Source organism: Archangium sp. (assembly GCF_036277355.1).
Classification (GTDB): domain Bacteria; phylum Myxococcota; class Myxococcia; order Myxococcales; family Myxococcaceae; genus Archangium.
On record NZ_DASUNC010000024.1, the window covers coordinates 41,483 to 67,333 of the forward strand.

Annotated in this window: 15 protein-coding genes; 7 read left to right on the plus strand and 8 right to left on the minus strand. The window is 70.8% G+C overall.

Annotated elements, in window-relative coordinates:
* The first annotated feature begins 1 nt into the window (after position 1).
* On the plus strand, positions 2 to 1,405 hold the full coding sequence (locus tag VFZ09_RS06590; protein ID WP_329726623.1) for a class I adenylate-forming enzyme family protein: 1,404 nt from the start codon (positions 2 to 4) through the stop codon (positions 1,403 to 1,405).
* 4 nt (positions 1,406 to 1,409) lie between these two features.
* Here the strand turns inward: VFZ09_RS06590 and VFZ09_RS06595 are convergent, their stop codons facing one another.
* From VFZ09_RS06595 to VFZ09_RS06605, 3 genes are all read right to left on the minus strand, one after another.
* The gene (locus VFZ09_RS06595; protein WP_329726624.1) at positions 1,410 to 2,720 is read right to left on the minus strand and encodes a phosphodiester glycosidase family protein; all 1,311 of its coding nucleotides are present in this window, start codon (positions 2,718 to 2,720) and stop codon (positions 1,410 to 1,412) included.
* Between the two features lie 131 nt (positions 2,721 to 2,851).
* Positions 2,852 to 10,609, minus strand: a complete 7,758-nt coding sequence (locus tag VFZ09_RS06600) for a non-ribosomal peptide synthetase (protein WP_329726625.1) — start codon at positions 10,607 to 10,609, stop codon at positions 2,852 to 2,854.
* A 120-nt stretch (positions 10,610 to 10,729) separates the two neighbouring features.
* A complete protein-coding gene (locus VFZ09_RS06605) occupies positions 10,730 to 11,269 on the minus strand; it encodes a DUF1697 domain-containing protein (RefSeq protein WP_329726626.1) in 540 nt (179 codons plus the stop codon).
* Between the two features lie 55 nt (positions 11,270 to 11,324).
* Between VFZ09_RS06605 and VFZ09_RS06610 the strand changes: the two genes are divergently transcribed.
* Genes VFZ09_RS06610 through VFZ09_RS06625 form a run of 4 tightly spaced genes read left to right on the plus strand, consistent with a single transcriptional unit; the run spans position 11,325 to position 17,029 of the window.
* Positions 11,325 to 12,938, plus strand: a complete 1,614-nt coding sequence (locus VFZ09_RS06610) for a hypothetical protein (RefSeq protein ID WP_329726627.1) — start codon at positions 11,325 to 11,327, stop codon at positions 12,936 to 12,938.
* A 57-nt stretch (positions 12,939 to 12,995) separates the two neighbouring features.
* Entirely contained in the window at positions 12,996 to 14,030 is a 1,035-nt protein-coding gene (locus VFZ09_RS06615) for an SIS domain-containing protein (protein WP_329726628.1), read from the plus strand.
* Positions 14,030 to 15,193 carry an N-acetylglucosamine-6-phosphate deacetylase gene (gene nagA / locus VFZ09_RS06620; RefSeq protein ID WP_329726629.1) on the plus strand — a complete coding sequence of 388 codons (1,164 nt, stop codon included), beginning with the start codon at positions 14,030 to 14,032 and terminating at the stop codon, positions 15,191 to 15,193. The genes VFZ09_RS06615 and nagA overlap by 1 nt, the downstream gene beginning before the upstream one ends.
* A gap of 51 nt (positions 15,194 to 15,244) precedes the next feature.
* Positions 15,245 to 17,029: a hypothetical protein gene (locus VFZ09_RS06625; RefSeq protein ID WP_329726630.1), complete on the plus strand. Its 1,785-nt coding sequence runs from the start codon at positions 15,245 to 15,247 to the stop codon at positions 17,027 to 17,029.
* A 53-nt stretch (positions 17,030 to 17,082) separates the two neighbouring features.
* Here VFZ09_RS06625 and VFZ09_RS06630 read toward each other — a convergent pair whose 3' ends face one another.
* A complete protein-coding gene (locus VFZ09_RS06630; RefSeq protein ID WP_329726631.1) occupies positions 17,083 to 17,652 on the minus strand; it encodes a superoxide dismutase family protein in 570 nt (189 codons plus the stop codon).
* Positions 17,653 to 17,740: 88 nt separating this feature from the next.
* The gene (locus VFZ09_RS06635) at positions 17,741 to 19,399 is read right to left on the minus strand and encodes an N-6 DNA methylase (protein WP_329726632.1); all 1,659 of its coding nucleotides are present in this window, start codon (positions 19,397 to 19,399) and stop codon (positions 17,741 to 17,743) included.
* Positions 19,400 to 19,512: 113 nt separating this feature from the next.
* On the opposite strand from VFZ09_RS06635, the gene VFZ09_RS06640 reads away from it, so the two are divergent.
* Together VFZ09_RS06640 and VFZ09_RS06645 are read left to right on the plus strand one after the other, a co-directional pair.
* Entirely contained in the window at positions 19,513 to 20,376 is an 864-nt protein-coding gene (locus tag VFZ09_RS06640; RefSeq protein WP_329726633.1) for a hypothetical protein, read from the plus strand.
* 38 nt (positions 20,377 to 20,414) lie between these two features.
* Complete coding sequence (locus VFZ09_RS06645) at positions 20,415 to 21,098, plus strand: hypothetical protein (protein ID WP_329726634.1); 684 nt, start codon at positions 20,415 to 20,417, stop codon at positions 21,096 to 21,098.
* A gap of 15 nt (positions 21,099 to 21,113) precedes the next feature.
* Here VFZ09_RS06645 and VFZ09_RS06650 read toward each other — a convergent pair whose 3' ends face one another.
* The 3 genes from VFZ09_RS06650 to tssG all read right to left on the minus strand — a co-directional run bounded on the left by VFZ09_RS06650 (position 21,114) and on the right by tssG (position 25,828).
* On the minus strand, positions 21,114 to 22,118 hold the full coding sequence (locus VFZ09_RS06650; RefSeq protein ID WP_329726635.1) for a hypothetical protein: 1,005 nt from the start codon (positions 22,116 to 22,118) through the stop codon (positions 21,114 to 21,116).
* Positions 22,119 to 22,126: 8 nt separating this feature from the next.
* Positions 22,127 to 24,778 carry a type VI secretion system ATPase TssH gene (tssH, locus tag VFZ09_RS06655; protein WP_329726636.1) on the minus strand — a complete coding sequence of 884 codons (2,652 nt, stop codon included), beginning with the start codon at positions 24,776 to 24,778 and terminating at the stop codon, positions 22,127 to 22,129.
* 69 nt (positions 24,779 to 24,847) lie between these two features.
* Positions 24,848 to 25,828, minus strand: a complete 981-nt coding sequence (gene tssG / locus VFZ09_RS06660; RefSeq protein ID WP_329726637.1) for a type VI secretion system baseplate subunit TssG — start codon at positions 25,826 to 25,828, stop codon at positions 24,848 to 24,850.
* Positions 25,829 to 25,851: the final 23 nt, after the last annotated feature.

A 25,851-nucleotide genomic window follows, 5' to 3' on the forward strand; every position in this document is an offset into this window, starting at 1 on the left:
CATGAACCAATCGCCCGCTGAGCTGGCTGGTGTGTCCCTGTCTTCCATCCAGGGGTTCCTGGACCGCATCCAGGACCTGACCGACTCCGGGCCCCTGGAGCACTCGGTGGAGCAGCTCGCCGCCTCGTGGCGGGCCCACGGTCTGCGGCCGGGAGATGTCGTCCTCGTGGCCCTCCCGAATGGTGCCGGGCTGCTGGCCCATGTTTTTGGCATCCTGCTCGCCCGGGGCGTGCCCGCGCTGGTGTCTCCGTCCGCGCCGGCCTCGCGGCAGCAGTCGCTCGTGGAGGCGCTCCCGGCTCGCGCGCTGGTGGCCATGCGCCGCCCGGCTCCCCAGGCCCAGGACGTGGAGCGTTTCAACCTGGGCAGGGCCGAGGTGGCCCTGTTCTCCGACACGCTGCCTCCGGGGGCGCAACCCGGGGAGATGGTGTTGCTGACGTCCGGGACCTCGGGCTTCGCCAGTGGGTGCGTGTTCGACCTGGCGGCGTTGTTCCGCAATGCGCTCCGCCATGCCGATGCCGTCGGGCTGCGCTCGGGCGACCGGGTGCTGGTGGACCTGCCGCTGTATTACTCGTACTCGATGGTGGCGCAGGCCTTCGCCTCGCTGCTGCGTGGCGCGGACCTCATCATCCGCGGGCCTCCGTTCCAGCCCGCCTCGTACCTGCGGATACTCGCCGAGCGTGGCATCACCGTTTCCGCGCTGACGCCGCTCCTGGTGCGCTCGCTGCTCCAGCACGGTGGGCCCTTCCCCGAGGAGACGCGCTGTCTGGGGGTGGGTGGGGACGTGCTCTCCCCGCAGCACGTGGCCCAGTTGCTCCGCCTGCGGCCCAAGGGCGAGCTGTACCTCACCTATGGCCTCTCGGAGGCCGGGCCCCGTGTCGCGACGCTGGCGGCCCATGCGGAGCCGGAGCACCGCTTCGCCTCGGTGGGTTTGCCGCTGCCTGGAGTCCAGGTGTCGCTGTCTCCCCGCCCCGGTGGGCACAAGGAGCTCATCGTGTCCTCGGACACGGTGATGAAGCGCCGGATCGGCTTCGTGGAGGGCGAGAAGCTCCTGGCTCTGCGTGCTCCCGGAGTGCTGGCCACCGGAGACCGGTTCGAGATCGACGCGGAGGGCTACCTGTACTTCCAGGGGCGGTTCTCGGACTTCCTCGTGAAGGGCGGCGAGAAGATCTGCATGGCCTCGGTTCGCCGTCTGGCCACGACGCTCCCGGGTGTGATTACCGCGCGCACGCAGATCATCTCCGGCTCGGAGGGGGATGATTACGAGATGGTGCTGACGGTGGCGGGCACGCCGAGCCCCACCGAGCAACTGGCTGGAGCGCTCGCGCGTCTCCTGAAGATCGCCGAGCGCCCGCGGAGCATCCAGGTGGTGTCCGCGGACGAGGCCACGACCTCGCTGCACAAGTAGGTGACTACAGCGTGCCGGCGTAGACGAACTTCACCGCATCCGCGGAGAGCACCTGGCTGGAGGGCACCGCATCCGTCAGCGTCACCGCCCCCGCGGTGCCCGCGTTGAAGGAGAAGGTGCCCAGCAGGTTCCACTGACCGCCCTGGGCACGCTGGTCCACCGTCACCCGGGTGGTGCCCAGCGCGTGGCGCACATCGAAGGGCGCGGCGGAGGCACGGTTGCTGGAGCTCACCCACCACGCGTAGACGTTGTACTTGCCGCTCCGGGCCAGGTTGGGGCGCCACGTCGCGCTGTTGGCGCCCGTGCCGCCGACACGGTACAGCGACTCCGTGGCGTAGTAGCCGGCGTTGGCCGAGACGGTCCAGGTGCCCACCGCACTGAACTCGGCGTCGCCGTTGTCGATGACGAAGGACGGCACCACGCCCCAGGCCGAGACCACCGAGCGCTCCGTGCCATCCGAGGGCCGGTTCACCACCGCGCCGTTGACCCAGGCCGTCGTCGAGCCGCCTCCGTCGTAGTTCATGCCCCGATCACACCCCAGGTCCACGAGCAGCCGGGCCATCTCCGCCAGGGTCATGCCCACGCTCCAGCCGCTCTGGCGGCCATCCACCGTGACCAGGTAGACCTTCTTCGAGGCGCTCTTGTGGCACAGGGCCGTGCGGGGGCTACGGGTGGTGGCGCCGATGCCACTGGCCGCATCGAAGCCTTCCTCCACGTCCCGCACGTCCACGACGCCGTTGGTGACCAGGTTGGGGCCTCCGCCGATGGCATCGAGGATGGAGCCGTAGGCCGGCTCCGCGGGCACGGGGGTGTTGGTGGAGTCCACCCGCACCTGGAGCAGCGTGGCGTTGTGCTGGGCCGACAGGCCGAAGGTGGAGCGCGCCGGCCGCGAGGAGGCATTCGTCGCCAGGACGGTCCCATCCACCTCGATGTGGCTGTAGGACTGTCCCGTGCTGGCGAAGTACCCCGCGTTCACCGCGGCGATGGCGCCCGCCCTGGCCGCCATCGCGCTCGTCCGCTCCACGCCCGTCCCCGCGCGCACCAGCGGCACCAGCTCCACATTGGGGTTGGCCAGGTCCACCTCGATGATGTCGAGCTGCCAGGGCACCGACACGTCGCTGGCGTGCCGGTACGTCACCCCGGGCGCGAGCGTCTGGAGCGTGCCGTAGGTGATGGAGGGGTAGTAGAGGGCGGACCGGAGGGTGCCGGGCTCCTCCTGCTCGAGTGTCTCGGGAGCGCAGGAGGACAGCCCGAGCAGACCGGCGAGGGCGAGCAGTGAGGGGGACAGGACGTGGCGCGTACAAGAGGTCTTCATGGGACCGCGCTCGTAGCGCGAAATGGAGATGAGAAAAAGCCCCAATCCCAGGAATTCACGTGTTCGTTTCACCTGCGCCCGGACACAGGCCCGGGCACCCTCTCCCGGAGGAAGAGGGCGCCCGCGCTACCTCACACCTCCCGCATGCCCGGACCCACCGGCAGCTCCGGATTCGCCAGCACGGCGTCCAGCAACCGGATCACCTCCGAGCGAATGCTCTCGCCAGTGGCCGGCGCGAACAGGTCGGTGTTGAACTCCAGCACACCGGCGAAGCCCTCGGACGTCTCCTGCAGCGACAGCGCGAGCTCGTAGGTGACGTTGCCGCGGTCCACCCCGTACGGCTGTACCGTGAGTCCCTTCATCTCCAGCGGCGACTCCGGGGCGTTCTGCAGGACGAACATCACCTGGAACAGGGGCGAGCGGTTCGGCGGAGACTGTGGCGCGACCGTCGCCGCCACCAGGTCGATGGGCACCTCCTGGTGCGCGAAGGCACCCAGCGTCTCCTCGCGCACCCGCCGCAGCAGCTCGCGGAAGCCCGGCGTGCCCCTCAAGTCCACGCGCAGGGCCAGCCCGTTGACGAAGATGCCGATGAGCGGCTCGACATCCGACAGGAGCCGGTTGGCGATGGGCGAGCCAATCACCACCTCCTCCTGACCCGAGCGCCGGGCCAGCACGGTGCCGAGCGCCGACAGAATGGCCATGTACGGCGTCACCCGCTCCTGCTGGCAGAGCGCATGCAGCGCGGCACTGCGCTCCCGGCCGAAGACGACATCGCGGTAGGTGCCCTGGAAGGTCCGGGTCGGAGGACTCGGCTTGTCCGTGGGGAGCGCCAGCTCCGTGGGTGCGCCCGCCAGCGCCTTCTTCCAGTACCCGAGCCGCTGCTCCAGCTCCTCACCGGCCAGCCAGCTCCGCTGCCAGGCCGCGTAGTCCGGGTACTGGAAGCGCAGCGGCGGCAGCTCGGGCTCACGGCCGTCGACCAGCGCCGAGTACAGCGCGCCCAGCTCGCGGGCCATGACGCCCATGGACCAGCCGTCCGACGCGATGTGGTGCACGCAGAAGAACAGCAGGGAATCCTCGTCCGCCAGCCGCATCAGCGTGGCGTGCAGCAGCGGTCCGCGCGTCAGATCGAACGGGCGTGCGGCGCCCTCGGCCATGAGCTTGCGGGCCTCGTCCTCGCCGTTCTCCCGCCCGCGCAGATCCACTTCCCGCATCTGGAAGTCGACCGAGTCGGAGATCCGCTGCCGCAGGCGGCCCTGCTCCTCGAAGAAGGTGGCGCGCAGGGACTCGTGCCGGGCGATGAGCGCCTGGAAGGCGCCCCGCATGGCGCGGGGATCCACCCGGCCGCGCAGCCGGAACGCGCAGGGGATGTTGTAGGCGCTGGACTCGGGGGCGCGCTGGAAGAAGCGCCAGAAGCGCTCCTGGGTGAAGGACACCGCGAGCGAGCCGCCGCGAGGCGCATGGACCAGCGGCGGAATCGCGCGCTGGAGCTCCACGACGGGAACCACCTGTCCCGGCCGCTCGCCGAGGTGCTGCGCCATCTCGGCCACCGTGGGACCCGTGAACAACAAGCGCAGGGGCAGCTGCACCCCGAACTCCGTCCGGATGCGGGAGATGAGCTGGGTGGCGAGCAGCGAGTGGCCGCCGAGGTGGAAGAAGTTGTCGTGGATGCCGACACGCGCCACCTCCAGGAGAGCGGCCCAGATACGGCACAGGGCCTCCTCGGTGGGCGTGCGCGGAGGGACGTGGTTGTGATCGTCGCTCCGCGTGGGCTCGGCCGAGGGCAGGGCGCGGCGGTCCACCTTGCCGTTGGGCGTGAGCGGCAGGGCGGCGAGCTCGGTGAAGGAGGCCGGCAGCATGTGCTCCGGCAGGCGCTCGCGCAGGAAGGCACGCAGCTCGGACGCGGTGGGCGCCTGCTCGCGGGGAACGAACCAGGCGGCGAGCTTGCGGTCTCCACCGACCTCCACGGCCTGCACGGTGCAGTCCTTGACGCCAGGGTGCAGGCGCAGCTGCTCCTCGATCTCCCCCAGCTCCACGCGGAAGCCGCGAATCTTCACCTGGTGGTCGATGCGGCCCAGGTACTCGATGCGGCCATCGGGCAGGAAGCGCGCGAGGTCACCCGTCTTGTACATGCGGGCACCCGGGGTGGCGCTGAAGGGGTCGGGCACGTAGATGCGGGCGGTGAGCTCGGGGCGGTTGAAGTAGCCGCGGCCCAGGCGCTCGCCAGCGACGTAGAGCTCACCGGGCACGCCGACGGGCACGTGCTGGAGGCGCTTGTCGAGGATGTACAGGGGGCCGTTGGACAGGGGCCGGCCGATGGGCACGGGAAGGCCCACGGGCGGCGGCGAGGCGACGGGGTGGAAGCTGGAGAAGACGGTGCACTCGGTGGGGCCGTAGCCGTTGACCAGCCGCCGCGGAGGCCCGTGCTTGAAGATCTCCCGCAGCGCCAGGGGATCCGCCGCCTCGCCACCGAAGACGAGGGTGTGGACGTTCTGGAAGGTCGCCGGGTACTGGCGCGCCAGGAGGTTGAGCACCGCCGTGGTCACGAACATGACGGTGATGCCCTGGTCCCGCACCTGGGCGGTGAAGTCCTCGGGTGCACGCGCGGGGTCGGCGGTGATGCCCACCAGATGCGCACCGTGCAGCAGGGCTCCCCAGATCTCGAAGGTGCTCGGGTCGAACGAGGCGTTGGAGGCCTGCGCGACGCGGTCCGTCGGGGAGAACGGGTGGAAGTCCCTGTCGTAGGACAGGGCGCAGATGCCGCGGTGGAAGATGGCGCTGCCCTTGGGCCTGCCGGTGGAGCCGGAGGTGTAGATGACGTAGGCGAGGTTGTCCGGGCAGGCGGCGGGAGGAAGCGGCTCGGCGGACTGGCCGCGGATGGCTTCCCGGTCCGAATCCGAGTCGAGCCGGACGACGGGTCCGGAGAAGGCGGGCAGGCGCTGGAGCTTGTCCTGGTGGACGAGCAGCACGCTGACGCTGGCGTCCTCGAGCATGAAGGCCAGGCGCTCGGAGGGGTAGGAGGAGTCCAGCGGCAGGTAGGCGCCACCCGCCTTGAGGATGCCCAGGATGCTCACGACGAGATCCACGGAGCGATCGACACACAGACCGACGAGGACCTCGGGGCCCACACCCTGGGAGCGCAGGTGGCGGGCGAGCTGGTTGGAGCGCTCGTCGAGCTGGCGGTAGGTGAGGGAGTGCGGGCCGTAGGTGACGGCGGGAGCGTCCGGAGTCCGGGCGGCCTGCTGGGAGAAGAGCTCGTGGACGCACCGGTCGCGAGGGAAGTCGCGGGTGCCGGAGTTCCACTCGCGCAAAGTCCGCCGCTCGGCGTCGGTGAGGATCGGCAGCGAGGAGATGGGCTGAGCGGGCTGGGCGACCGCGGCCTCCAGCAGCATCTGGAAGTGTTCGGCCATGCGCTGGATGCGCTCACGGTCGAAGAGATCGGTGTCGTACTCGAAGGTGGCGCTCAGGCCCTCGGGATACCGGGCCATGAACAGCGTCAGGTCGCTCTTGGACGCGCCGCTGTACAGCTCCCACGGCTCCGCGGTGGCGGTCATCTGCAGCGGGGCGGACGGATCCGCCTCCAGCGTGGGCACGCTCTGCAGCACGAACGTCACCTGCACGATCGGCGAGTGGCTGAGGGTGCGTTCCGGCTGGATGTCCTCGACCAGCTTCTCGAAGGGCATCTCCTGGTTGGAGTAGGCGCCGAGGGTGGTCTCGCGCACGCGGCCGAGCAGCTCCACGAAGGTCGGGTCCCCCGACAGGTCGCTGCGCAGCACGAGCGTGTTGATGAACATGCCGATGATGCGCTCGAGTCCGGGCTGGATGCGGCCCGCCATGGGCGAGCCCACGACGATGTCATCCTGGCCCGAGTAGCGCTGCATCAGGACGTTGAAGCCGGCCAGGAGCGTCATGAACAGCGTGACACCCTTCTCGCGGCCGAGGTTCTCGATGGCCCGGGTGAGCGTCTCGCCCAGGCGGATGGTCAGGATGTCGCCCTTGTAGCGGTGGACGGGAGGCCTCGGCCGGTCCGTGGGCAGCGCGAGGATGGCGGGGGCTCCGGCGAGCTGCTTCTTCCAGTAGGCGAGCAGTTGGTCGAGGGTCTCGCCCTTCAGCCACTGCCGCTGCCAGGCGGCGAAGTCCGCGTACTGGAGGGGGAACTCGGGGAGCGACGAGGGCCGGCCCGCGGCGAAGTCCCCGTAGAGGGTGCGCAGCTCGGGCATCATCACCCGCAGGGACCAGCCATCGGAGACGATGTGGTGGACCGTGATGAGGAGCTGGTGCTCCTGCTCGCCCAGCCGCAGCAGGGTGCCGTGGATGAGCGGGCCGGTGGTGACGTCGAGCGTCCGATGGAGCTCCACGAGGGACATGCGCGCGGCCTCGGCCTCGCGTTCCGCGGGGGGCAGGTGGCTCAGGTCCGTGACGAGCAGGGAGAAGGGTCCAGGAGGAGCGATCCGCTGCACGGGGACCCCCTCGCCGGTGGCGACGAGCAGGGTGCGGAGCGCCTCATGCCGGCGCAGCAGCTCATCCAGGCTGCGCTGGAGCACGGCGACGTCCAGCGGCGAGGTGATGCGGTAGGAGACGAGGATCCGGTAGGCGAGGTTGCCGGGGTGCAGCTGCTCCATGAGCCAGATCCGCTCCTGGGTGGAGGAGATCTGGAGGTCGCCGCCGCGGGGGATGGGCCGCAGCTCCGGGCGCAGATCCGTCGCGCCGTTGCGCAGGGTGGCCTCGACGACCTCCGCCTGTTGCGCGAGGGTCGGGGCCTCGAAGATGCGGCGCAGGGGGAGCTGGAGGCGGAACGTCTCGTTGACGCGGGTGAGCAGCTGGGTGGCGAGCAGCGAGTGGCCACCGAGGTGGAAGAAGTTGTCATGGACGCTGACCTGCTCCAGCTCCAGCAGCGAGCTCCAGAGCCGGGCCAGCGTCTTCTCGGTGGGGGTGCTCGGAGGCTGATAGCTGTCCTCGTCTCCGCGCGTGGTGTCGGGAGCGGGCAGGGCGCGCCGGTCCACCTTGCCGTTGGGCGTGAGCGGCAGCTCGGAGAGGGTCGTGAAGGAGGCCGGCAGCATGTGCTCCGGCAGGCGCTCGCGCAGGAAGGAGCGCAGCTCGGACGCGGTGGGCGCGGCGTTCTCGCGGGGGACGAACCAGGCGGCGATCTTCCGGTCTCCGCCGGCCTCCACGGCCTGCACGGTGCAATCCTTGACGCTGGAGTGCAGGCGCAGCTGCTCCTCGATTTCCCCCAGCTCCACGCGGAAGCCGCGGATCTTCACCTGGTGGTCGATGCGGCCCAGGTACTCGATGCGGCCGTCGGGCAGGAAGCGCCCGAGGTCCCCCGTCTTGTAGAGGCGGGCACCCGGGGTGGAGCTGAAGGGGTCGGGCACGTAGATGCGAGCGGTGAGATCGGGGCGGTTGAAGTAGCCGCGGCCGAGCCGCTCACCGGCGACGTAGAGCTCACCGGGCACGCCGATGGGGACGTGCTGCATGTGCTTGTCGAGGATGTAGATGGCGCCGTTGCCCAGGGACCGGCCGATGGGCACGGACGAGCCGGCGGGCGGCGGCGTGGCGACATCGTAGTAGGTGGAGAAGACGGTGCACTCGGTGGGGCCGTAGCCGTTGACCAGCCGGCGCGGAGGGCCGTGCTTGAAGAGCTCGCGCAGGGCGGTGGGGTCCGCCGCCTCGCCACCGAAGAAGAGCGTGTCGACGTTCCGGAAGGTCGCCGGGTACTGGCGCGCCAGGAGGTTGAGCACCGCCGTGCTGCAGAACATGACGCTGATGGCCTGGTCCCGCACCTGGGCCGTGAAGTCCTCGGGCGCACGCGCGGGGTCGGCGGTCATTCCCATCAGGTGGGAGCCGTGGGTCAGCGCGCCCCAGATCTCGAAGACGCTGGGGTCGAAGGAGATGTTGGACGTCTGGGCGACGCGGTCCTTCGGGCCGAAGGGGTGCAGGTCCTTGTCGTCCACGAGGGCGAAGATGGTGCGGTGGTAGATGGCGCTGCCCTTGGGCCTGCCGGTGGAGCCCGAGGTGTAGATGACGTAGGCGAGGTTGTCGGGGCAGGCGGTGGGAGGAAGCGGCTCGGCGGACTCGCGGCCGATGGCTTTCAGGTCCGCGTCGGCGTCGAGCCGGACGATGGGGCCAGAGAAGGCGGGCAAGCGCCGGAGCTTGTCCTGGTGGACGAGCAGCACGCTGACGCTGGCGTCCTCGAGCATGAAGGCCAGACGCTCGGCGGGGTAGGCGGAATCCAGGGGCAGGTAGGCACCGCCCGCCTTGAGGATGCCCATGATGCCCAGGATGAGGTCCACGGAGCGATCGACGCACAGGCCGACGAGGACCTCGGGGCCGACGCCCTGGGCGCGCAGGTGGCGGGCGAGCTGGTTGGAGCGCTCGTCGAGCTCGCGATAGGTGAAGGACCTGGGGCCGTAGGTGACGGCGGGAGCGTCAGGGGTGAGGGCGGCCTGCTGGGAGAAGATCTCGTGGACGCACCGGTCGCGAGGGAAGTCGAAGGTGGCGGAGTTCCACTCGCGCAGGGTGCGCCACTCGGCCTCGGGGATGATCGGGAGCGAGGAGATGGACTGGGAGGGCCGCGCGACCGCGGACTCCAGCAGCAGCTGGAAGTGGCCGGCCATGCGCTGGATGCGCTCGGCGTCGTAGAGGTCGATGTCGTAGTCGAAGGTGGCGCTCAGGCCCTCGGCCGTCCGGGCCATGAACAGCGTCAGATCGGTCTTGGCGCTCCGGGCGATCACGGGCGCCCCAGCGCTGGCCGTGAGCGCGTCCTGCAGGTCGAACATCACCTGGAAGATGGGCGCGTGGCCGAGGTTGCGCTCTGGCTGGATCGCCTCGACGAGCGTCTCGAAGGGAAGCTCCTGGTGGGCCAGGGCGGCGCGCGTGACCTCGCGCACGCGGGCGAGCAGCTCCACGAAACGAGGGGAGCCCGACAGGTTGTTGCGCAAGGCGAGCGTGTTGGCGATGGGGCCAACGACGTTCTCCAGCTCGGGCCGGGTGCGGCCGCTGACACGGGCTCCGACGACGACGTCTTCCTGGCCGGAGTAGCGGTGGAGCAGGGTGCTGAAGCCGGTGAGGAGCGTCATGAACAGCGTGGCGTCCTCCCGCTGGGCGAGTGCCTCGAGGCCCCGGGTGAGGGACGCGGGGAGCGTCACGGAATGACTGGCGCGCTCCTGCCTCTGGACGGTCCCCCGAGGGCGATCCGTGGGCAGCTCGAGGATGTTGGGGACTCCGGCGAGCTGCTTCCGCCACCAGTCGAGCAGGCCCGCAACGGCCTCACCGTGGAGGAACTCCTGCTGCCAGCGGACGAAGTCCTCGTACCGGGTGGAGGGCTCGGGGAGGGGCGCGGGCTGGCCGGCGGCGAGCGCGTCGTAGGTGGTCCGGAGCTCGCGCAGGAGCACCCCCAGGGACCGCACGTCGGAGATGGTGTGGTGGAGCGTGAGGAGGAACTGGTGCTCCTGCTCGCCGAGCCGCAGGAGGGTGCCCCGGATGAGGGGGGCGGTGGAGAGCTCGAAGGGCTTGCCTGCCTCCTGGGTGGCCAGGCGAGACGCCTCGGCCTGGCGCTCCGCGGGAGGCAGGTGGCTCAGGTCGATGATGGACAGGGCGAAGGGCCGCGGGGGGGAGATCCGTTGGATGGGCGTCCCGTCGACGGAGGCGAAGGTGGTGCGGAGCACCTCGTGACGGCGGAGGAGCTCATCCAGGCCGCGCTCGAGCACGGCGGCGTCGAGGGTGCCCGGCAGCCGCAGGGAGGTGGACAGGTTGTAGAAGGAGCTGCCCGGCTCGAACTGATCCATGACCCAGAGCCGCCGCTGGGCGACTGCCGCGGGAACGACGCGGACGTCGTCGGGAGTCGAAGAGGGGCGGGCTGCCGTGGCCTCGGTGGTGCGGGGAACTGGCGTCATCTCGGATTCCGTCTCGCGTGGAAGGGCGGGGGGCGGAGAATAGCGGAGCGGCGAGTGGAGAGGACAGCCCACCTCCATGTCGGGCTCTGCCTACATCGAGATGTCAGCGGGGCCCCCCGCTCAGCCGTCGGCGAGCTCCAGGAGCTTCGTGACGGTGCTCCAGTTGCGAGCGGTCGGGATGACCCCCAGGCGCGTCCCTCCGAGCACGGGGGCCAGCTTCGACCTCCCGACGCCGTTCGGGAACCGGGCGTAGATCTCCCGGCCGACCAGGCGGAACTCGTCCGGCAGGTAGGCCGCCGGGTCGATCTGCGCGAACCGCTTGGGGTCCGGTGCCTCGGAGAGGAACGTCACCAGGAACTGGGAGGGAGCGTCTTCGGCGCCGGGCAGGGGGTTGGCCTTGATCACCGCTTCCAGCTCGTCCCGCGTGCGCAGGACGACGGAGACCTCGAAGCCGAACTCCTGGATGATGGCCGCCTCGAGCTGCCGGGCGACCTTCGCCGGATTCTTCTCCTTGCACGTGAACACGGCGTTGCCGCTCTGGAGCAGGGTGGCGACCTCGGTGTAGCCGAGCCCCTCCATCAGCTCGCGGAGCTGAGCCATGGGGACCTTCTTGTTCCCACCGACGTTGATTCCGCGCAGCAGGGCGATGTACCTGGCCATGGGCGCGAGTCCTAGCACACGCGGAACCCCCGTTAGGCGTTAGGATGCGGGGGCAATGCATTCCCATCCCCTGCTCTCGCGTTTCTCCCTGCTGCTCGTTCTCCTCGCCGCGAGTGGTTGCAACACCGCCTACCGTGAGGCCATGGCCCAGGCCAAGGACGCGGCGGTGCGTGGTGACTTCCTGACCGCCGCCCGCGCCTACCGCTCGGCCTGTGCCGCCGCTCCCGATGACAAGGACGCGTGTAGCCGCTTCCCTCTCTTCGCGCAGAAGGCGACGGACCAGGCCCTCGAGTCCGCGCGTCCGCCGTGCGAGGCGGGCGACCTCGACCGGTGCCTCCCTCCGCTGCTGGACGCCAAGGACCTCATCCCCGCGCACGCCGAGGTCAACGGGCTGCTCGAGAAGGCCAGTGAGCTCCACGTGCAGCGTTGCTCGCAATGGCAGCCGGAGGGCCCGCTGGGCACGGCGGTGGCCGGACTGGCCTGTCTCCAGTCGCGCGCCCAGCAGCTCCCCGTCCCGGGCTTCCAGACGCTGATCACCGAGCGCGCGGCGGGGCTGGCCTCGCGCTTCTCGGAGCTCGCCACCACGGCGCGGGGCGCGGACGCGCATGGCGCTTCCGTCGTGCTGATGTCCGCGGCGCAGTGCCTCTCGCCTTCCTCGGAGGCGGCCTCGCGGGTCGTCTCGGCCCGCCAGAGCTTCTATGCCCAGAGCGCCATTCCCGTGATGGCCCACCTCGACGGCTCGATGTCTCCCCGGATCGCCAACGGGCTCTCGGGCCTGTGCGAGCGCATGGCCTCGTCGCTGCCGGCCTGGGCGCGGTGCGCGTCCACGGGAACGGTGACGGGCCAGCCGGATGTGTTCCAGGTCTGGGTGGATGCGCTCATCCAGCGCGCCGTGCAGACGGTCACCGAGGACGTGCGCAACCTGGATTACGTCAGTGGCAGGCGGGAGGTCCGCAACCCCGAGTACCGCAGGGCCCGGGAGCGTCTCGATCTCGCCGAGAGCGCTTTCGAGCAGGCCCGGAAGGTGAAGGCGGACAAGCAGGCCGCGTGCGAGCGCGCGGACAAGGTCCACGACGCGACGTGCGTGGGCTGCCCCCCTCCTCCGGACAAGAAGACGCTCTGCGCCGAAGCCAAGAAGGCGGCCGACGGGTACGAGAGCAGCTCGCGTGAGCTCGAGGCCGCGCGCGACAGTCTGTCCAACACCTCCGAGACGGTGCTGGAGGACGTGCACGACACCTTCGCCTACTCGGTGTTCACCTACAACTGGTCGTCGAACTACCGGTTCAAGCTCCAGTCGAGCACGCCGGGGTCCACCGAGCCCGTGCAGGCCGCGGGGGCGCTGCGGTTCCAGGACCAGGAGCACGTGGGCTTCCGGCCCGGAGGGCTCCAGGCGGATCCGCTGGTGATTCCGGCCGAGCAGGCCTACGCGGACGCCTTCGTCGCGCAGCTCACGCCCTACGTGTTGGAGGCGGTGAAGCGGGATGCCCAGGCCCGTGGCACCTGGCGCCGGGGCCAGTGCGGCGAGCTCCCGGCGGACTGGAGCACCCCGTGGGTGCAGTGCTGGGCGGAGTCCGCGCTCTGGTCCAGCGGCCAGGAGCCCCAGGCGAGCGAGTTCCTCGGGCTCCTCGCGTCCAACGCGGGTGCGTCCTCGCGGCCTCTGTGCCGTTGAGCACGCTCGCGGGCCGTGGGGTCTCCCCAGGGCCGCCGTGGGGATTAGATTGGAAGGGTGGACACCTCCTCCCTTCCCGCCATGGCACTCGAGGCCGCCCAGTCGGCCGAGGCCGCTCGCCGGCAGATCTCCCGTTGCGAGGCGGCCTTCGCCGGACTGGGTGAGCGGCTGCGCCAGCGGCCTCCGCGTTTCGTCGTCACCTGTGCGCGGGGCAGCTCCGACCATGCGGCGAGCTACGGCAAGTACCTGATCGAAACCACGCTGGGGCGCGCGGTGGCCTCGGTGGGTCCGAGCGTGGCCTCGGTCTACAACACCCGGGGCTTCGATTTCCGGGAGTGCCTCTTCGTGGCCGTCTCGCAGTCCGGCCGCAGTCCGGACCTCCTGCGTCTGACGGAGGCGGCCCGAGCGGGAGGCGCGCTGGTCATCGGCTTCATCAACAACGAGGACTCGCCGCTCTTCTCGCTCTGCGACATCGGGCTGCCGCTGTGCGCCGGCCCCGAGCAGAGCGTGGCCGCCACGAAGTCCTATATCCTCTCGGGCCTCGCCTTCCTGCAGCTGGTGGCGCACTGGTCCGGAGAGGCGGTGCTGCGGGATGCGGTGGCGCGGCTGCCGGAGGCGCTGGAGGCGGCGCGGGCGCTGGACTGGTGGCCGGCGCTGGAGCGGCTCACGGGAGCGCACAACCTGTTCGTACTGGGGCGGGGCATGGGGCTCGGCGCGGCGCTCGAGCTGGCGCTGAAGTTCAAGGAGACGTGCCGGCTGCACGCCGAGGCCTTCAGCACCGCCGAGGTCATCCACGGTCCGCTCGCGCTGGTGGGACGCGGTTTCCCCGTGCTGGCGCTGGGGCAGGAGGACAGCTCGGCCGAGGGGACGCGGAGCGTGGTGCGCCGCATGGTGGAGCTGGGAGCGGATGTCCGCTCGGTGCTCGCGGTACCGGGAGCCGAGCTTCTGCCCGTGGTCCCGGGAGTGCCGAGCGCCATCGCGCCCCTGTGCCAGGTGCAGAGCTTCTACATGTCGGTCCACCGGCTGGCGGTGGCGCGCGGGATGGACCCGGATGTCCCCGCGCACCTGCGCAAGGTGACGGAGACGGTGTGATGACACGCATCCTCACGGGAGCACGCCTCTTCACCGGCGAGCGCATGCTCGAGGACCACGGGCTGGTGCTCGAGGGTGAGCGCATCCGCGCGGTGGTGCCGTTGGACGCCGTGCCGGCCGGAGCCCAGGTGCAGCGGTTGCCGGGGGGCACGCTGCTGGTGCCGGGTTTCCTGGATGCCCAGGTCAACGGAGCCGGAGGCGTGCTCTTCAACGACACGCCCACCCCCGAGGCGGCGCTCGCCATCGCGGCGGCGGCCCGGCGCTCGGGCACCACGGGGCTGTTGCCCACCTTCATCACCGATGCGCCGGACAGGATGCGCGAGGCCTGCGAGGCCGCGCTCGAAGCGATGCGCCGGCCGGCCAGCGGTGTGCTCGGCATCCACCTGGAAGGTCCCTTCATCAGTGGCGAGCGGCCCGGGGTGCACGAGTCACGCTTCATCCGTGTGCCCGGCGCCGGGGATGTCGATTACCTGAGCGCGCTGCCGGAGCGCCTGGCCGGGCAGGGGGGCCGGCTGGTGGTGACGCTGGCGCCGGAGTGCGTGGAGGATGCCGTCATCGGGCGGCTCGCCGCGGCGGGGGTGGTGCTCTCGGCGGGCCACACGGCGGCGACGTATGAGCGGACGCGCGAGGCCCTGGCGGCGGGCGTACGGGGGTTCACGCACCTGTTCAACGCCATGCCGCCCGCGCAGAGCCGTCAGCCGGGCCCGGTGGTGGCGGCGCTCGAAGCGGACGAGGCGTGGTGCGGGGTCATCGCGGATGGCATCCACGTCCATCCGGCGATGCTGCGCCTGCTCCTGAAGGTCAAGCGGCCCGGCCGGGTCTTCCTCGTCACCGATGCCATGCCTCCGGTGGGCACCGGGGCGGCCTCGTTCACGCTGTATGGCCGCACCATCCTGCGCCGGGAGGGCCGCCTCGTGACGGAGAACGGAACACTGGCCGGCGCGGACATCGACATGGTGACGGCGGTGCGCAACTGCGTCCGGTTGCTCGGGCTGCCGCTCGAGGAGTGCCTGCGCATGGCGTCGCTCCATCCCGCGAGCTACCTCGGGTTGGACGGACACCTGGGCCGGTTGGCGCCGGGCTACCGCGCCGATCTCACGCTGCTCCGGGAGGACCTCACGGTGCTCGCCACGTGGGTGGCGGGCCAGGAGCAGGGGTCTTGAGCTTCCACGGGGAACCCGGGGCGTGGCGGCGTTGTCGGAGGTCACGCCCCCATGGACGACTCCTCTTCGAAGTGCGGATACGATTCTCCCCGGGCCCTCTGGGCCTGCCTCGCCGTGGCCCTGGTGCTGGGTCTGTCCACGCTGGGCATGGGGTTCGCCCTGGATGACAACCTGCACCTGCTCATCTTCGAGGGCAGGTGGCCCCTGGGCTCGCCGATGGACCTCTTCCGCTTCGCCGGAGGAGACGCCGAGGGCATGCGCCGCATCGTGCAGGAGGGGCCCTATCCCTGGTGGACGCTGCCCGAGCTGAAGATCGCCTTCTGGCGCCCGCTGTCGAGCGCGCTCGAGACGCTGGACTACCGCCTCTTCGGCCGTAACGCGGTGGGCTATCACGTGCACTCGGTGCTCTGGTACCTCGGGGTGGTGGCCCTGTTCGGGGGGCTGCTGCGGCGCGTGATGCCCGGTTCCCTCGCGGTGCTCGCGCTGCTGCTGTTCGCCGTGGACGACGCGCACCTGCTGCCCGTGGGGTGGATCTCCAACCGCAACGCCCTGGTGTCCACCGCTCTGGCCCTGGTGGGCCTGTGGATGCACCTCGAGTGGCGCGAGGCGGGAAAGCGGTGGGCCCTGCCGGTCTCGCTCGTCGCGCTCGCGGCGAGCCTGACGGCGGGGGAGTCGGCGCTGGGCGTCTTCGCCTACGTGCTGGCGTATGAGCTGTCGGGTGCCCGGGGGACGGTGGCGGAGCGGCTGCGGGCCGTGGCTCCCGCGGCGGTGCTCGCGGTCGCCTACCTCGGTGTGTACAAGGCGCTCGGGTATGGCGCGTACGGGTCCGCCATGTACCTGGATCCGGTGGGAGAGCCGGGACGCTACCTGGTGGCCGCGCTCGGCCGGGTGCCCGCGCTCATCGGCGGACTGGTGGGGGTTCCCGTGGACCTCTGGGGCATCATTCTGGCCAGCCGTCCGGCGCTGGTGGCCCTGGGAGTGGCCGGGCTCGCGGTACTCGTCGTGCTGGTGCGCTCGGCCTGGCCCGGGCTCTCCGAGGAGGAGCAACGGCACAGCCGCTGGCTCGCCGTGGGCGCGTTGTTGTCGCTGCTGCCCGTGACCTCGAGCATGCCCATGGGCCGGCTGCTGTTCGTGCCGAGCCTGGGCGCCTCGGTGCTGCTGGCCGTGGTGCTCCGGCATGCGTGGCGCTCGCGGGCGAGGGGTTGGCGTCCTCGGGGCATGGCCGTGGCGGGGGCCGTGCTCGCGCTGTTCCACCTCGTGCTCGCGCCGCTGAGTTGGCCCGCGATGTCGATGATGATCCGTCAGCTCGGGACGGGCTCCGTGGAGCTGGCGCGGAAGGTGAGGGGCGAGCTGGATCCGGCGCGCATCGCGTCCCAGCGCGTGGTGGTGCTCGAGGCCCGGGACATCGGCGTGCTGCTGTACATCCCCGTCCACTGGGCCTTGGAAGGACAAGTGCTGCCCCGCTCGTGGTGGCCACTGGCGATGGTGCAGGAGTCGCCCATCGTCACGCGCACCGGGCCGAACTCGCTCGCGCTGGAGCTCCCCAACGGAGGCCACTTCCTCGCCACCGAGGCCGAGCAGACGCTCCGTTCTCCGGAGCACATGCTGGCGCGGGGCGCGGAGGTGAAGCTGGAGGGAATGCGGGTGACGGTGCTGGCCGCGGACGCCCAGGGGCCGACACGGTTGGGCTTCGAGTTCGATGTGCCGCTCGAGGACCCCTCGCTGGTGTTCCTGCGCTGGCAAGAGGGGACGCTGCGCCGGTTCACGCCGCCGCCGGAGGGGAAGCAGGTGGATCTCTCCGCCGTGGCGGGAGGGCCCGAGGCGCGGCCGTTGTAGGCCGGGGCTGGGACACCCGATTCCGGCTCCCAGCCCCTCACGTCGAGTCGAGGCTACTTCTGCACCTGCACGACGCCGCAGGCGATGCGGTCGCCCGCGTTGCCGGCGGGGTCGCTCTTGTAGTCATCCACGCCCGCGTGGACGACGACGGCCGCTCCGTCCGCGTCCTGCACGTCCTTCAGCTTGAGGTCATGGGCGAAGGCGTCGAACTGCGCCTTGCCATCGGCGCCCACGTAGAGGTTGGGCAGGTCGCCCTCGTGCTTGCCCTCGGCGGCGAGGACGCCGTGCTTCTTCTTGTTGGGGTTGAGGTGGCCACCGGCGGTCTGGAAGGGGGCCTCGCACTTGCCGGTCTCGTGGATGTGGATGGCGTGCTCGCCCGGGGGGAGGTTGGAGAGCGTGCCCTTGATGAGGACGCCGTGGGGCGTCTCGGAGAGCGTCACCTCGCCCACGGACTGGCCCTTCTGGTCCTTCAGCTCGGCCTTGGCGGTGGCACCCGCGGCGGCGGCCATCTTCTCGTCCTTCTTGGCGGCGGCCTTCTCCTTGGCGGCGGGGGCCTTCCCCTGGGCGAGGGCGGGGCCGGCGAGGCAGAGAACGGCGGCGGTGAGCAGCGCACGAGTCTTCATGGACGATGTCTCCTTCACTGCGAGGGTTCCCGATTCCGGACTTCCGGAACGAGAGTGAAGGTGGACACTAATGCGCCGGGCGCGTTCCTCAAGGCTGGAGAGCAGCCAGGGGAACGGGCACGACACGCGAGGCGCCGTACACGGGAGCCCAGCGCCGCTGCACATCGGGTCCGTTGAGGAAGCGCACGAGGGCCTTGAAGACGGCGAGCGGGCCGCCGAGCTGCTCCGCCCATGCCAGCCCACGGGGCGAGAGGTTGGGCACGAGCGGGCCCAGGGAGTCCTCGGAGCGGGTGACGCGGGTGATGTCGAGCCCCTCGTCGCGCACGCGCTGGGGCACCAGCAGGGGCGCGAAGCGGGCGTGCCGGTGATCATGCACGCAGCCCTCTTCCTCCAGGAGCGCGGCGGAGAGGGGAAGTTCACGCACGTTGAAGAGGAGCTTCACGGCGCCGCGATGGGGATCCCACGGACCGCGGAGGCGGTGGTCTCCGCGAGGGATGAGGCGCCGGTCGAGGTAGCAGAAGGCGCGGGATTCGGGGGGGAGGGTGCCTCGGTGGCGCGCGCCGGCATAGCGGAAGAAGGGGCGCACGCAGGAGGGGTCCACGGTGAAGGGAGGCCCGTCCTTCAAGGCGCGCAGCTTGGGCAGCAGTGCGGAAGGGATGGCATGGCTCCGGGCGAAGTCCTCGAGCGCCTCCGGGGGTGAGCGTGCGAAGTCCTCGAGACGGGCGAGGAGCCGTTGAGGGTCGTCATCGACGAGCAGCTCATCGAAGCGGGTCTTCACACCGGGGAGACTCACGGGGACGAGGGTATCGAGGGGCTCGCCCTCGGAGCGCCAGCGGGCATCGAGCTCGGAGGCATCGGGAGGAGTGGGCGCCAGGCGCCATTCAGGAGCCTCGGGGACAAAACGAGTCCCCAATATCGAACCCCCCTGCGTCAACATCCCCTCGCCCTCCGGGAGAGGGACGGGGTGAGGGTGCCGGGAGTACTCGGGCCGCGAATCCGAGGCCCGTGAGTAGACGGGCCGAACCCGCGGATCCGGAGGAGAGGTCCACACGGTGATGCAGGTGCGCACCTGGGTCCCAGCGAAGGCACCGGGGCCGAGGTCGACCACTTCACGCAGGGACAGCATGCGCAGGAGCGTTTCGCGCAGGGGAGCGTAGAGGAAGGCGTCGAGGAGACTGGTGGGGGTGATGAAGGCCAGCACGCCGGGGCGAGAGGAGAGCCGGTGCGCGGCGAGCAGCAGGAAGAAGGCGAAGTCATCGCGCAGGCTGGTGCCCTGGGGGAGCGCGAGGGGCAGGAGGGCACGGAGACGCGCGTAGGCATCGCGGTCCTTCAGGAGCGAGGAAGTGCCGTTGTAGGGCGGGTTGCCGATCCACACCTCCTGGCGAGCCGGAGGGAGGCTCGCGAGCAGGGGCTCCAACCCACCGCGCAGCGCATCGCCCACGCGGACATCGGCAGCGGGGACGCGGTCCTGACACAGACGAGCGACCTCGGGAGAGAGCTCGAGGCCCGAGAGGTGCGCTTCGGGGCGGGCGCGGGCAGCGGCGGCGAGAAAGGCACCGGCACCACAAGCGGGGTCCACCACGGCGAGCGGCCCCTCTCCCGCATGCGAGAGGGCGAGCGCGAGGGTGCGCTCCACGAGGGGCGCGGGGGTGTAGAAGGCGCCGAGCGCGCGCCGGTCGAGTCCGGGGAACTGGTGGACGAGCGCCTCCTCGTCGAGGACGGGAGGAGCATGGGGGGCGCGCGGCATCCGCCGTCATCCTACTCCGGGTGGCTTTGCTTGCCGTGCCACGCCGTAGCAACATGGCCCCCAGGAACCTCATGCCGCCACCTCCGTCGAAACCAAAGGGTCCTCCCCGGGGTGTGCCACTGGGGCAGGACGACGACGAGCCGACGACGATCGAGCCGCGCAGGCTCGGGCTGCCGCGAGTGCCCGCGCGCTCGAGGGGGGACGGCTTCGACACGTCGGACGTGCCCACCAATCCGGGGCGTCCGATCTTCGACAAGCCGCGAGGCCACGCGGGCATGCCGTCGCTCAACGGGGAGACGACGAGCCCGGGCAGCCCGGCCTTCACCGGGGTGGCGCCGGAAGTCCGGCAGAGCCGCTGGCATGATCGCTCGGCCGCGCCCCGCGGTGTGCTCCCGGCCGGGGCCGTCCTGAAGGGCCTGGACGAGGCGCTCCAGAAGGCCGGGCAGGCCAGGGCGCCGTTGCCGTCCGTGCGCGAGCAGCTCAAGGCGGACTGGCTGCCCCTGCTGCGCCAGGTGGTGGAGCAGGCCGGGGGGGACGGGATGGATGCCTACGTGACGCAGCTGCTGTCTCCGCCGGGCCGCCAGGCGATGACGCCGCTGGTGGATGCACTGGCCGCGGGGATGGAGCGGCTGGAGGCCGCCCCGGACGAGGAGACCCTGCGAGCGAGGGCCCAGGAGCTGCGGGCCCTGGTGGCCAGGACGCTGGAGGACCCGGTGCCGCGCCCCATCTCGCTGGAGCTTCAGGAGCGCGAGCTGGATGGCCGTGTGGACGTGGACACGATGCTGTCCATCCGCTTCGCCTCGAACGCGGAGCTGGCCACGCGGCGGGGGAGGGCGGAGAAGACGCTGGAGGATCTCCGCCAGCAGATGCGCGCGATGCAGGGAGTGCAGCCGGACGGGTTGTTCTCCAACTTCGCCCGGGTCAAGGTAGAGAAGCGCGTGATGGATGCCGAGGCCCGCCGCCGGGGCGGGCGCTGAATCGGCTCGGGACACCCGACACACAGGAGGCGCAGCGCATGGAAGGGGTGCAGCGGCTGGTCGCACGTCGCGTGGAGAAGATGCTGGACGCTCTCGCCGCGCAGGTGGCGCGTGGTCGGGCGGGGGAGGACGTCCCCACCTTCACGCTCACGCTGCACCTGGCGCAGGGCGTGAGGCTGTCGGGAGTGCTGTTGGACTACCTCCCTCGTGAGGCCATCCTCCTGGCGTCCGCGAAGGAGGGGCTGCTGTCGCGCAGCGAGTCGGTGACGTACGTGGAGTTCACCTCGGTGATCGCGGTGACGGTCGAGTCCCCGGCGGTGCTCAACCAGGTGCCCTTCCTGCTGCGGCCCGCGCTGAACCGGGAGGATCTGCTGCGGCACGCGGACCGGCTGGCGCACGGCATCACCGAGCAGTTCTGGCCGGGAGAGCAGAAGCTGGGCGGCAAGCCGCTGAGCTTCGAGGTGGACTGGGTGGAGCTGGACACGGAGCCGGGGCGGCGCGCGCTGGAGGACGCGATGAACGCGGTGGCGCACGCGCTGCGGCTCATCGGCAAGGAGCCCAACGGTCGGGACACCCTGCGGCGCATCGCCCGGGTGGCGTTCGCCAGGGGCCGCAACACGGTGGCGTCCTTCGAGGGCGACACGGGGAAGGTCTCGGTGGATCCCTCCGCTCCCGTGCCGCCCGCGCAGGCGTTGCGCAAGGGGCTCGCCGCGGGCCTGTGAGCCGGCGGCGTCGCCTCAGGGGATGTTCTTGGCCGTGCCCGTCGCCTTCGGATCTTCCTTCGGAGGCGCGGGCACGACGGTGGGCACATCGGGCAGGGCCTTGGCACCGGCCTGGAGCTGCAACTCCACCATGCGCGTCCACAGCGAGGGCGCGCTGCCCACCAGCACGTTCTCCTCCACCTTGAGCTTCCGCTCGTTCTGGGCGCGGCGGTAGAGGCGCTCGGGGATGGAGGGCTGCTTCGGGTCCGAGTCGCTCACCGACACCTGCTCCTGGACGGTGATGTCGTCGGAGTTGAAGACGAGGGTGGACGTCAGCTCGAACTTGCGGCGCAGGCCGTTGGGCATCTCGAAGGTCTGCACGCGGCTGAGGGGGAACCAGCCGGCGCCCAGGCAGGCGCGCTCGGAGTCGGACACGGACTCCGAGAAGAAGCGCCCGTTGCGCAGCGGCAGGATGCGAGCGGCCCGCCGGCACACCTGCGGCTCCTCCTTGGTGCACGCATCACCCTCGGCGACCAGCACCTCCGTGGAGCCCACGCGCTCCATGCGCAGCCGCACGTTCTCCGTCATGCCGCGCAGCGAGCCGAGGCCCCGGACGATGAAGCCCACCTTGGTGCGATCCACCAGGGCCACGGGGCCCAGGCCCTCGCCGTTGTCGAAGCGCCGGGTGATGACCCACACCAGCCGCTCGTTGGCCTGGGGCGTCTCGAGGATGAGGTCCGTCTCGTCCAGCCGCTCCTTGGGCGGGAGCGGCTTGGGCTGGGGGCCCGCCTCGCGGCACTCGTCGGCCGAGGGCTCCTCCCAGGCCACGGGAGCGCCGGAGCAGTCCACGGAGGGACGGGGGGCCGCGCCGTGCTCCGGATCGAAGCCGTGCAGCAGCAGGCCGAACCACGTGTCGGGCGTGGGGTAGGAGCGCTCTTGGGCGCCGACCGTGGCCTCACACAGCTGGGGTCTCGGAACGGTGGCGCAGCCCACCAGTGGGGTGGTGAGAGCGAGGGCTGCGGCCAGGAGTCGTTGTGTCATGGGGTTCCTCATGCCTCGGCGAACCGGATGTCCCAACCCCCCTGGGGGTCGAGCGAGATGTTCAGCCGCTTGGGGACCGAGCCGCCGGCCATGCGCTCGAGCAGCTCGCGCGAGATGGCGGGCATCAGCGAGCCCTGGAGGATGTGCTCGGCGTTGCGGGCACCCGTCTCGGCCTCGGTGCAGCGGCGGGCCAGCTCGTCGAGCAGCTCGGGGGAGAGCGTCGTCTCCACGCCATGGGCCGCCAGCAGCCGCTTGGAGAGCTTGTCGAGCTTCATCGCGACGATCTCCCGCATGATGTCCGTGCCCACGGGGGCGTAGGGGACGATGGTCATGCGGGCCAGCAGGGCGGGCTTGAAGTGCTTGCTGAGGGCGGGGCGCACCTTGGCGATCATCTCCTCGGCGGTGGGCGTGGCGCCCGTCTCGTGCATCTTCATGAGGATGTCCGAGCCCAGGTTGCTGGTGAGGATGACGACGGTGTTGCGGAAGTCGACGGCGCGGCCCTCGCTGTCGTTGAGCACGCCCTTGTCGAACACCTGGTAGAAGAGGTTCATCACCTCCAGGTCGGCCTTCTCGCACTCGTCGAGCAGCACGACGGAGTAGGGCCGCTGGCGCACGGCCTCGGTGAGCAGGCCGCCCTCGCCGTAGCCCACGTAGCCGGGGGGCGAGCCGATGAGCCGGGAGACGGTGTGCTTCTCCTGGAACTCGCTCATGTTGAAGGTGGTCATGAAGCGCTCGCCGCCGTAGAGGACGTCGGCGAGTGCCAGGGCCGTCTCCGTCTTGCCCACGCCGCTGGGGCCCACGAAGAGCAGCACGCCAATGGGGGTGTCCGGGTTGTTGATGCGCGCCTGGGAGATGCGGATGATCTCCGCCACCTTGCGCAGGGCGGGCTCCTGGCCGCGCACGCGCTCGGTGAGCCGCGCCTCGAGGCCCAGCACCGCCGTGAGCAGATCATTGCGCATCTTGCCCACGGGGATGCCCGTCCAGCTGGCCACCACGCGCGCCACGATGTCCGCGTCCACCTCCGCGTGCACCAGCGGCTCCTCGCCGCGCACCTCGGCGAGCTTCGCCGCGGCCTCGTCCACCGCGGCCTTCAGGGGCGCCTTGTCCGCCTCGGCCGGAGCGGAGAGCAGGGCCTTGCGCGCCTCCATCAGCGCGCTCACCGCGGTGCGCTCCGTCTCCCAGCGGGCCTGCAGCGAGACGCGCTGGTCGCGCAGGGCGGCCAGCTTGTGCTCCAGCGTCTCCACCACCTCGGCGTCTCCCGGGTGGCCCTCGGCGAGGTCTCTCTGGCGCGCATCGCGCTCGCGTTCCAGGCCGGAGATCTCCTGCTCGAGCGACACCAGCTCATCCGGCTTGGTGGACAGCTCGATCTTCACGCGCGCGGCGGCCGTGTCGAGCAGGTCCACGGCCTTGTCGGGGAGCTGGCGGCCGGAGATGTAGCGGCTGGACAGGCGCACCGCGGCGGAGACGGCCTCGTCGCGGATGGTGACGCCGTGGGAGGCCTCGTAGGTGGGCCGCAGGCCGCGCAGCATCAGCTCGGCGTCCTCGACGCCCGGCTCGTCCACCTTGACGGGCTGGAAGCGCCGCTCGAGCGCGGCGTCCTTCTCGAAGTACTTCTTGTACTCGCCCCAGGTGGTGGCGGCGATGGTGCGCAGCTCTCCGCGCGCGAGCGCCGGCTTGAGCAGGTTGGCGCCGTCGCTGCCGCCCGCGGTGCCTCCGGAGCCGATGAGCGTGTGCGCCTCGTCGATGAAGAGGATGATGGGCGTGGGCGAGGCCTTCACCTCGTTGATGACGGACTTGAGGCGGTTCTCGAACTCACCGCGCACGCCCGCGCCGGCCTGCAGCGCGCCGAGGTCCAGCCCCATCAGCTCCACGTTCTTCAGCGCGTCGGGCACCTCGCCCTTCACGATGGCCCAGGCGAGGCCCTCCACCAGGGCCGTCTTGCCCACGCCGGGCTCGCCCACGAGGATGGGGTTGTTCTTCCGGCGCCGCGAGAGGATGTCCACCATCTGGCGGATCTCCCGGTGGCGGCCGAAGATGGGATCGATCTTCCCCTCGCGCACGCGGCCGGTGAAGGACGTGGCGAAGCGGCCGAGCGCCTCGCCGCCCACGGCGCCACCCTGGGCGGACGCCGCGGGGGTGGCCCCTCCAGCGGCGGACTCGGGGCCCACCTCCAGCGTCTCCGGCGAGGGCCGCAGCACCGCGTCCAGCGCGGCCATCAGCTCGTCGCGGGAGATGGAGTCCAGCTCGGGGAAGAGCTCGGCGGTGTAGCGGTTGCGGCGGGTGACGAACTGGGCGAAGAGCGCTCCGGAGCGCAGCCGGGTGGCGCCCTGCTCCACGGAGGCGATCAGCCAGGCGTCCTCGAACCACTGGAAGAGCGTCTCGGAGAAGACGGGCCGGCCCGCGTTGCCGGAGCGCAGGCCCTGGAGGGCGCGCTCCATGCTGGCGGCGAGCCGGCGGCGGTCCACCTGGAAGTGCTGCAGCAGCCGGGCGACGTCCGAGTCCTCGGGCTCGAGCATCTGCGCGAGCATGTGCTCGGGGACGATTTCATAGAAGCGCCCACTGCTGGCACGCGCGACGGCGGCCTCCAGCGTGCGGGTGGCCGTCGGCGTGAGGCGGCGGACGAGGGCTTTCGGTTCGACTCGGATGGCGGCACCCTCCAACAGGGGACGGCGGAAAATCTATCAGGAGTGCCAGCGCCGTCGGTTGCCGGCACCCCCCAGGGCCGTGCTTCACACGACTGGAATCGAGAGGCGGATCTGCCTGCCCTTGCCCAGCCATGTGTCCAGCCCCAACTGGGCCGACTGTTTGCTGGAGAGGTTGAACGTCTGGGTGACGCCTTCCGTCAGGCCCAGCTCGAACTCGTACTCCAGCGGATCCTTCAGGAAGAGCCGCACCACCTCGCGGGCCTGCGGCAGCAGATCTCCACCCGGCATCATCCTCCGGTACAGGTGGGTGGGCAGGGGCTCGATGTGGATCTTGATCTTCCCCATGCGATCGAACGCCTTGCCACCCAGCACCGTGTTCTTGCCGAGGATGTGGTTGTTGCGGCCCAGCTGGAGCCGGGCGTCGATGTCCACCCAGCGGCCCACGAACTGCTCCACCCGGACCCGCGCTCCCTCCAACTGGTCACCGAGCACGTCCTCCAGGGCCGCCTCCATCTTCTCGGCGGTGCGCGCGCGGGAGGCCAGCAGGGGGACGATGCGCAGCAGCTTGCGCGTGGGCAGCTTGCTGGTGCGCTCCGTCTCGTACGTGTCGAAACCGGCGAGCGCCAGCAGCCGGCGGGACCACTGGTCGGTGTTGGTGGAGTTGGACTCGCTGGTGACGCGGTACTTGGACTCGATGCGGTAGAGCAGCGACAGCAGCCGGTGATGGAAGAGGTCCAGGAACTCCCGGCGCACGGCCTGGTCCGGGTCCTCCTGGGCGATCTCCTCGGCGATGTACATCGGCAGCGGGCTCACCGAGCCGGTGAGGCCGAGGAAGTGGGTGACCACTTCAAAGAGCTGGCGCCGGGCGTACGGCTCCTCCGCGCGCACGGGCACCTTGCGCAGCGTCACCTCGCTCACGTCTCCCGAGGAGAAGCCGAGCGAGGGATCATGCCGGAAGCGGATCATCTCCTCCATGACCGGGCCCACGCTGCCCACGCGGGCGGCCCCGGCGGTGAGCCGCTCGATGTACGCCACGAGCTGGAAGAAGCCGACTTCCTTGGCCATTCCCCCCAGCAGCCTGGCCGCCT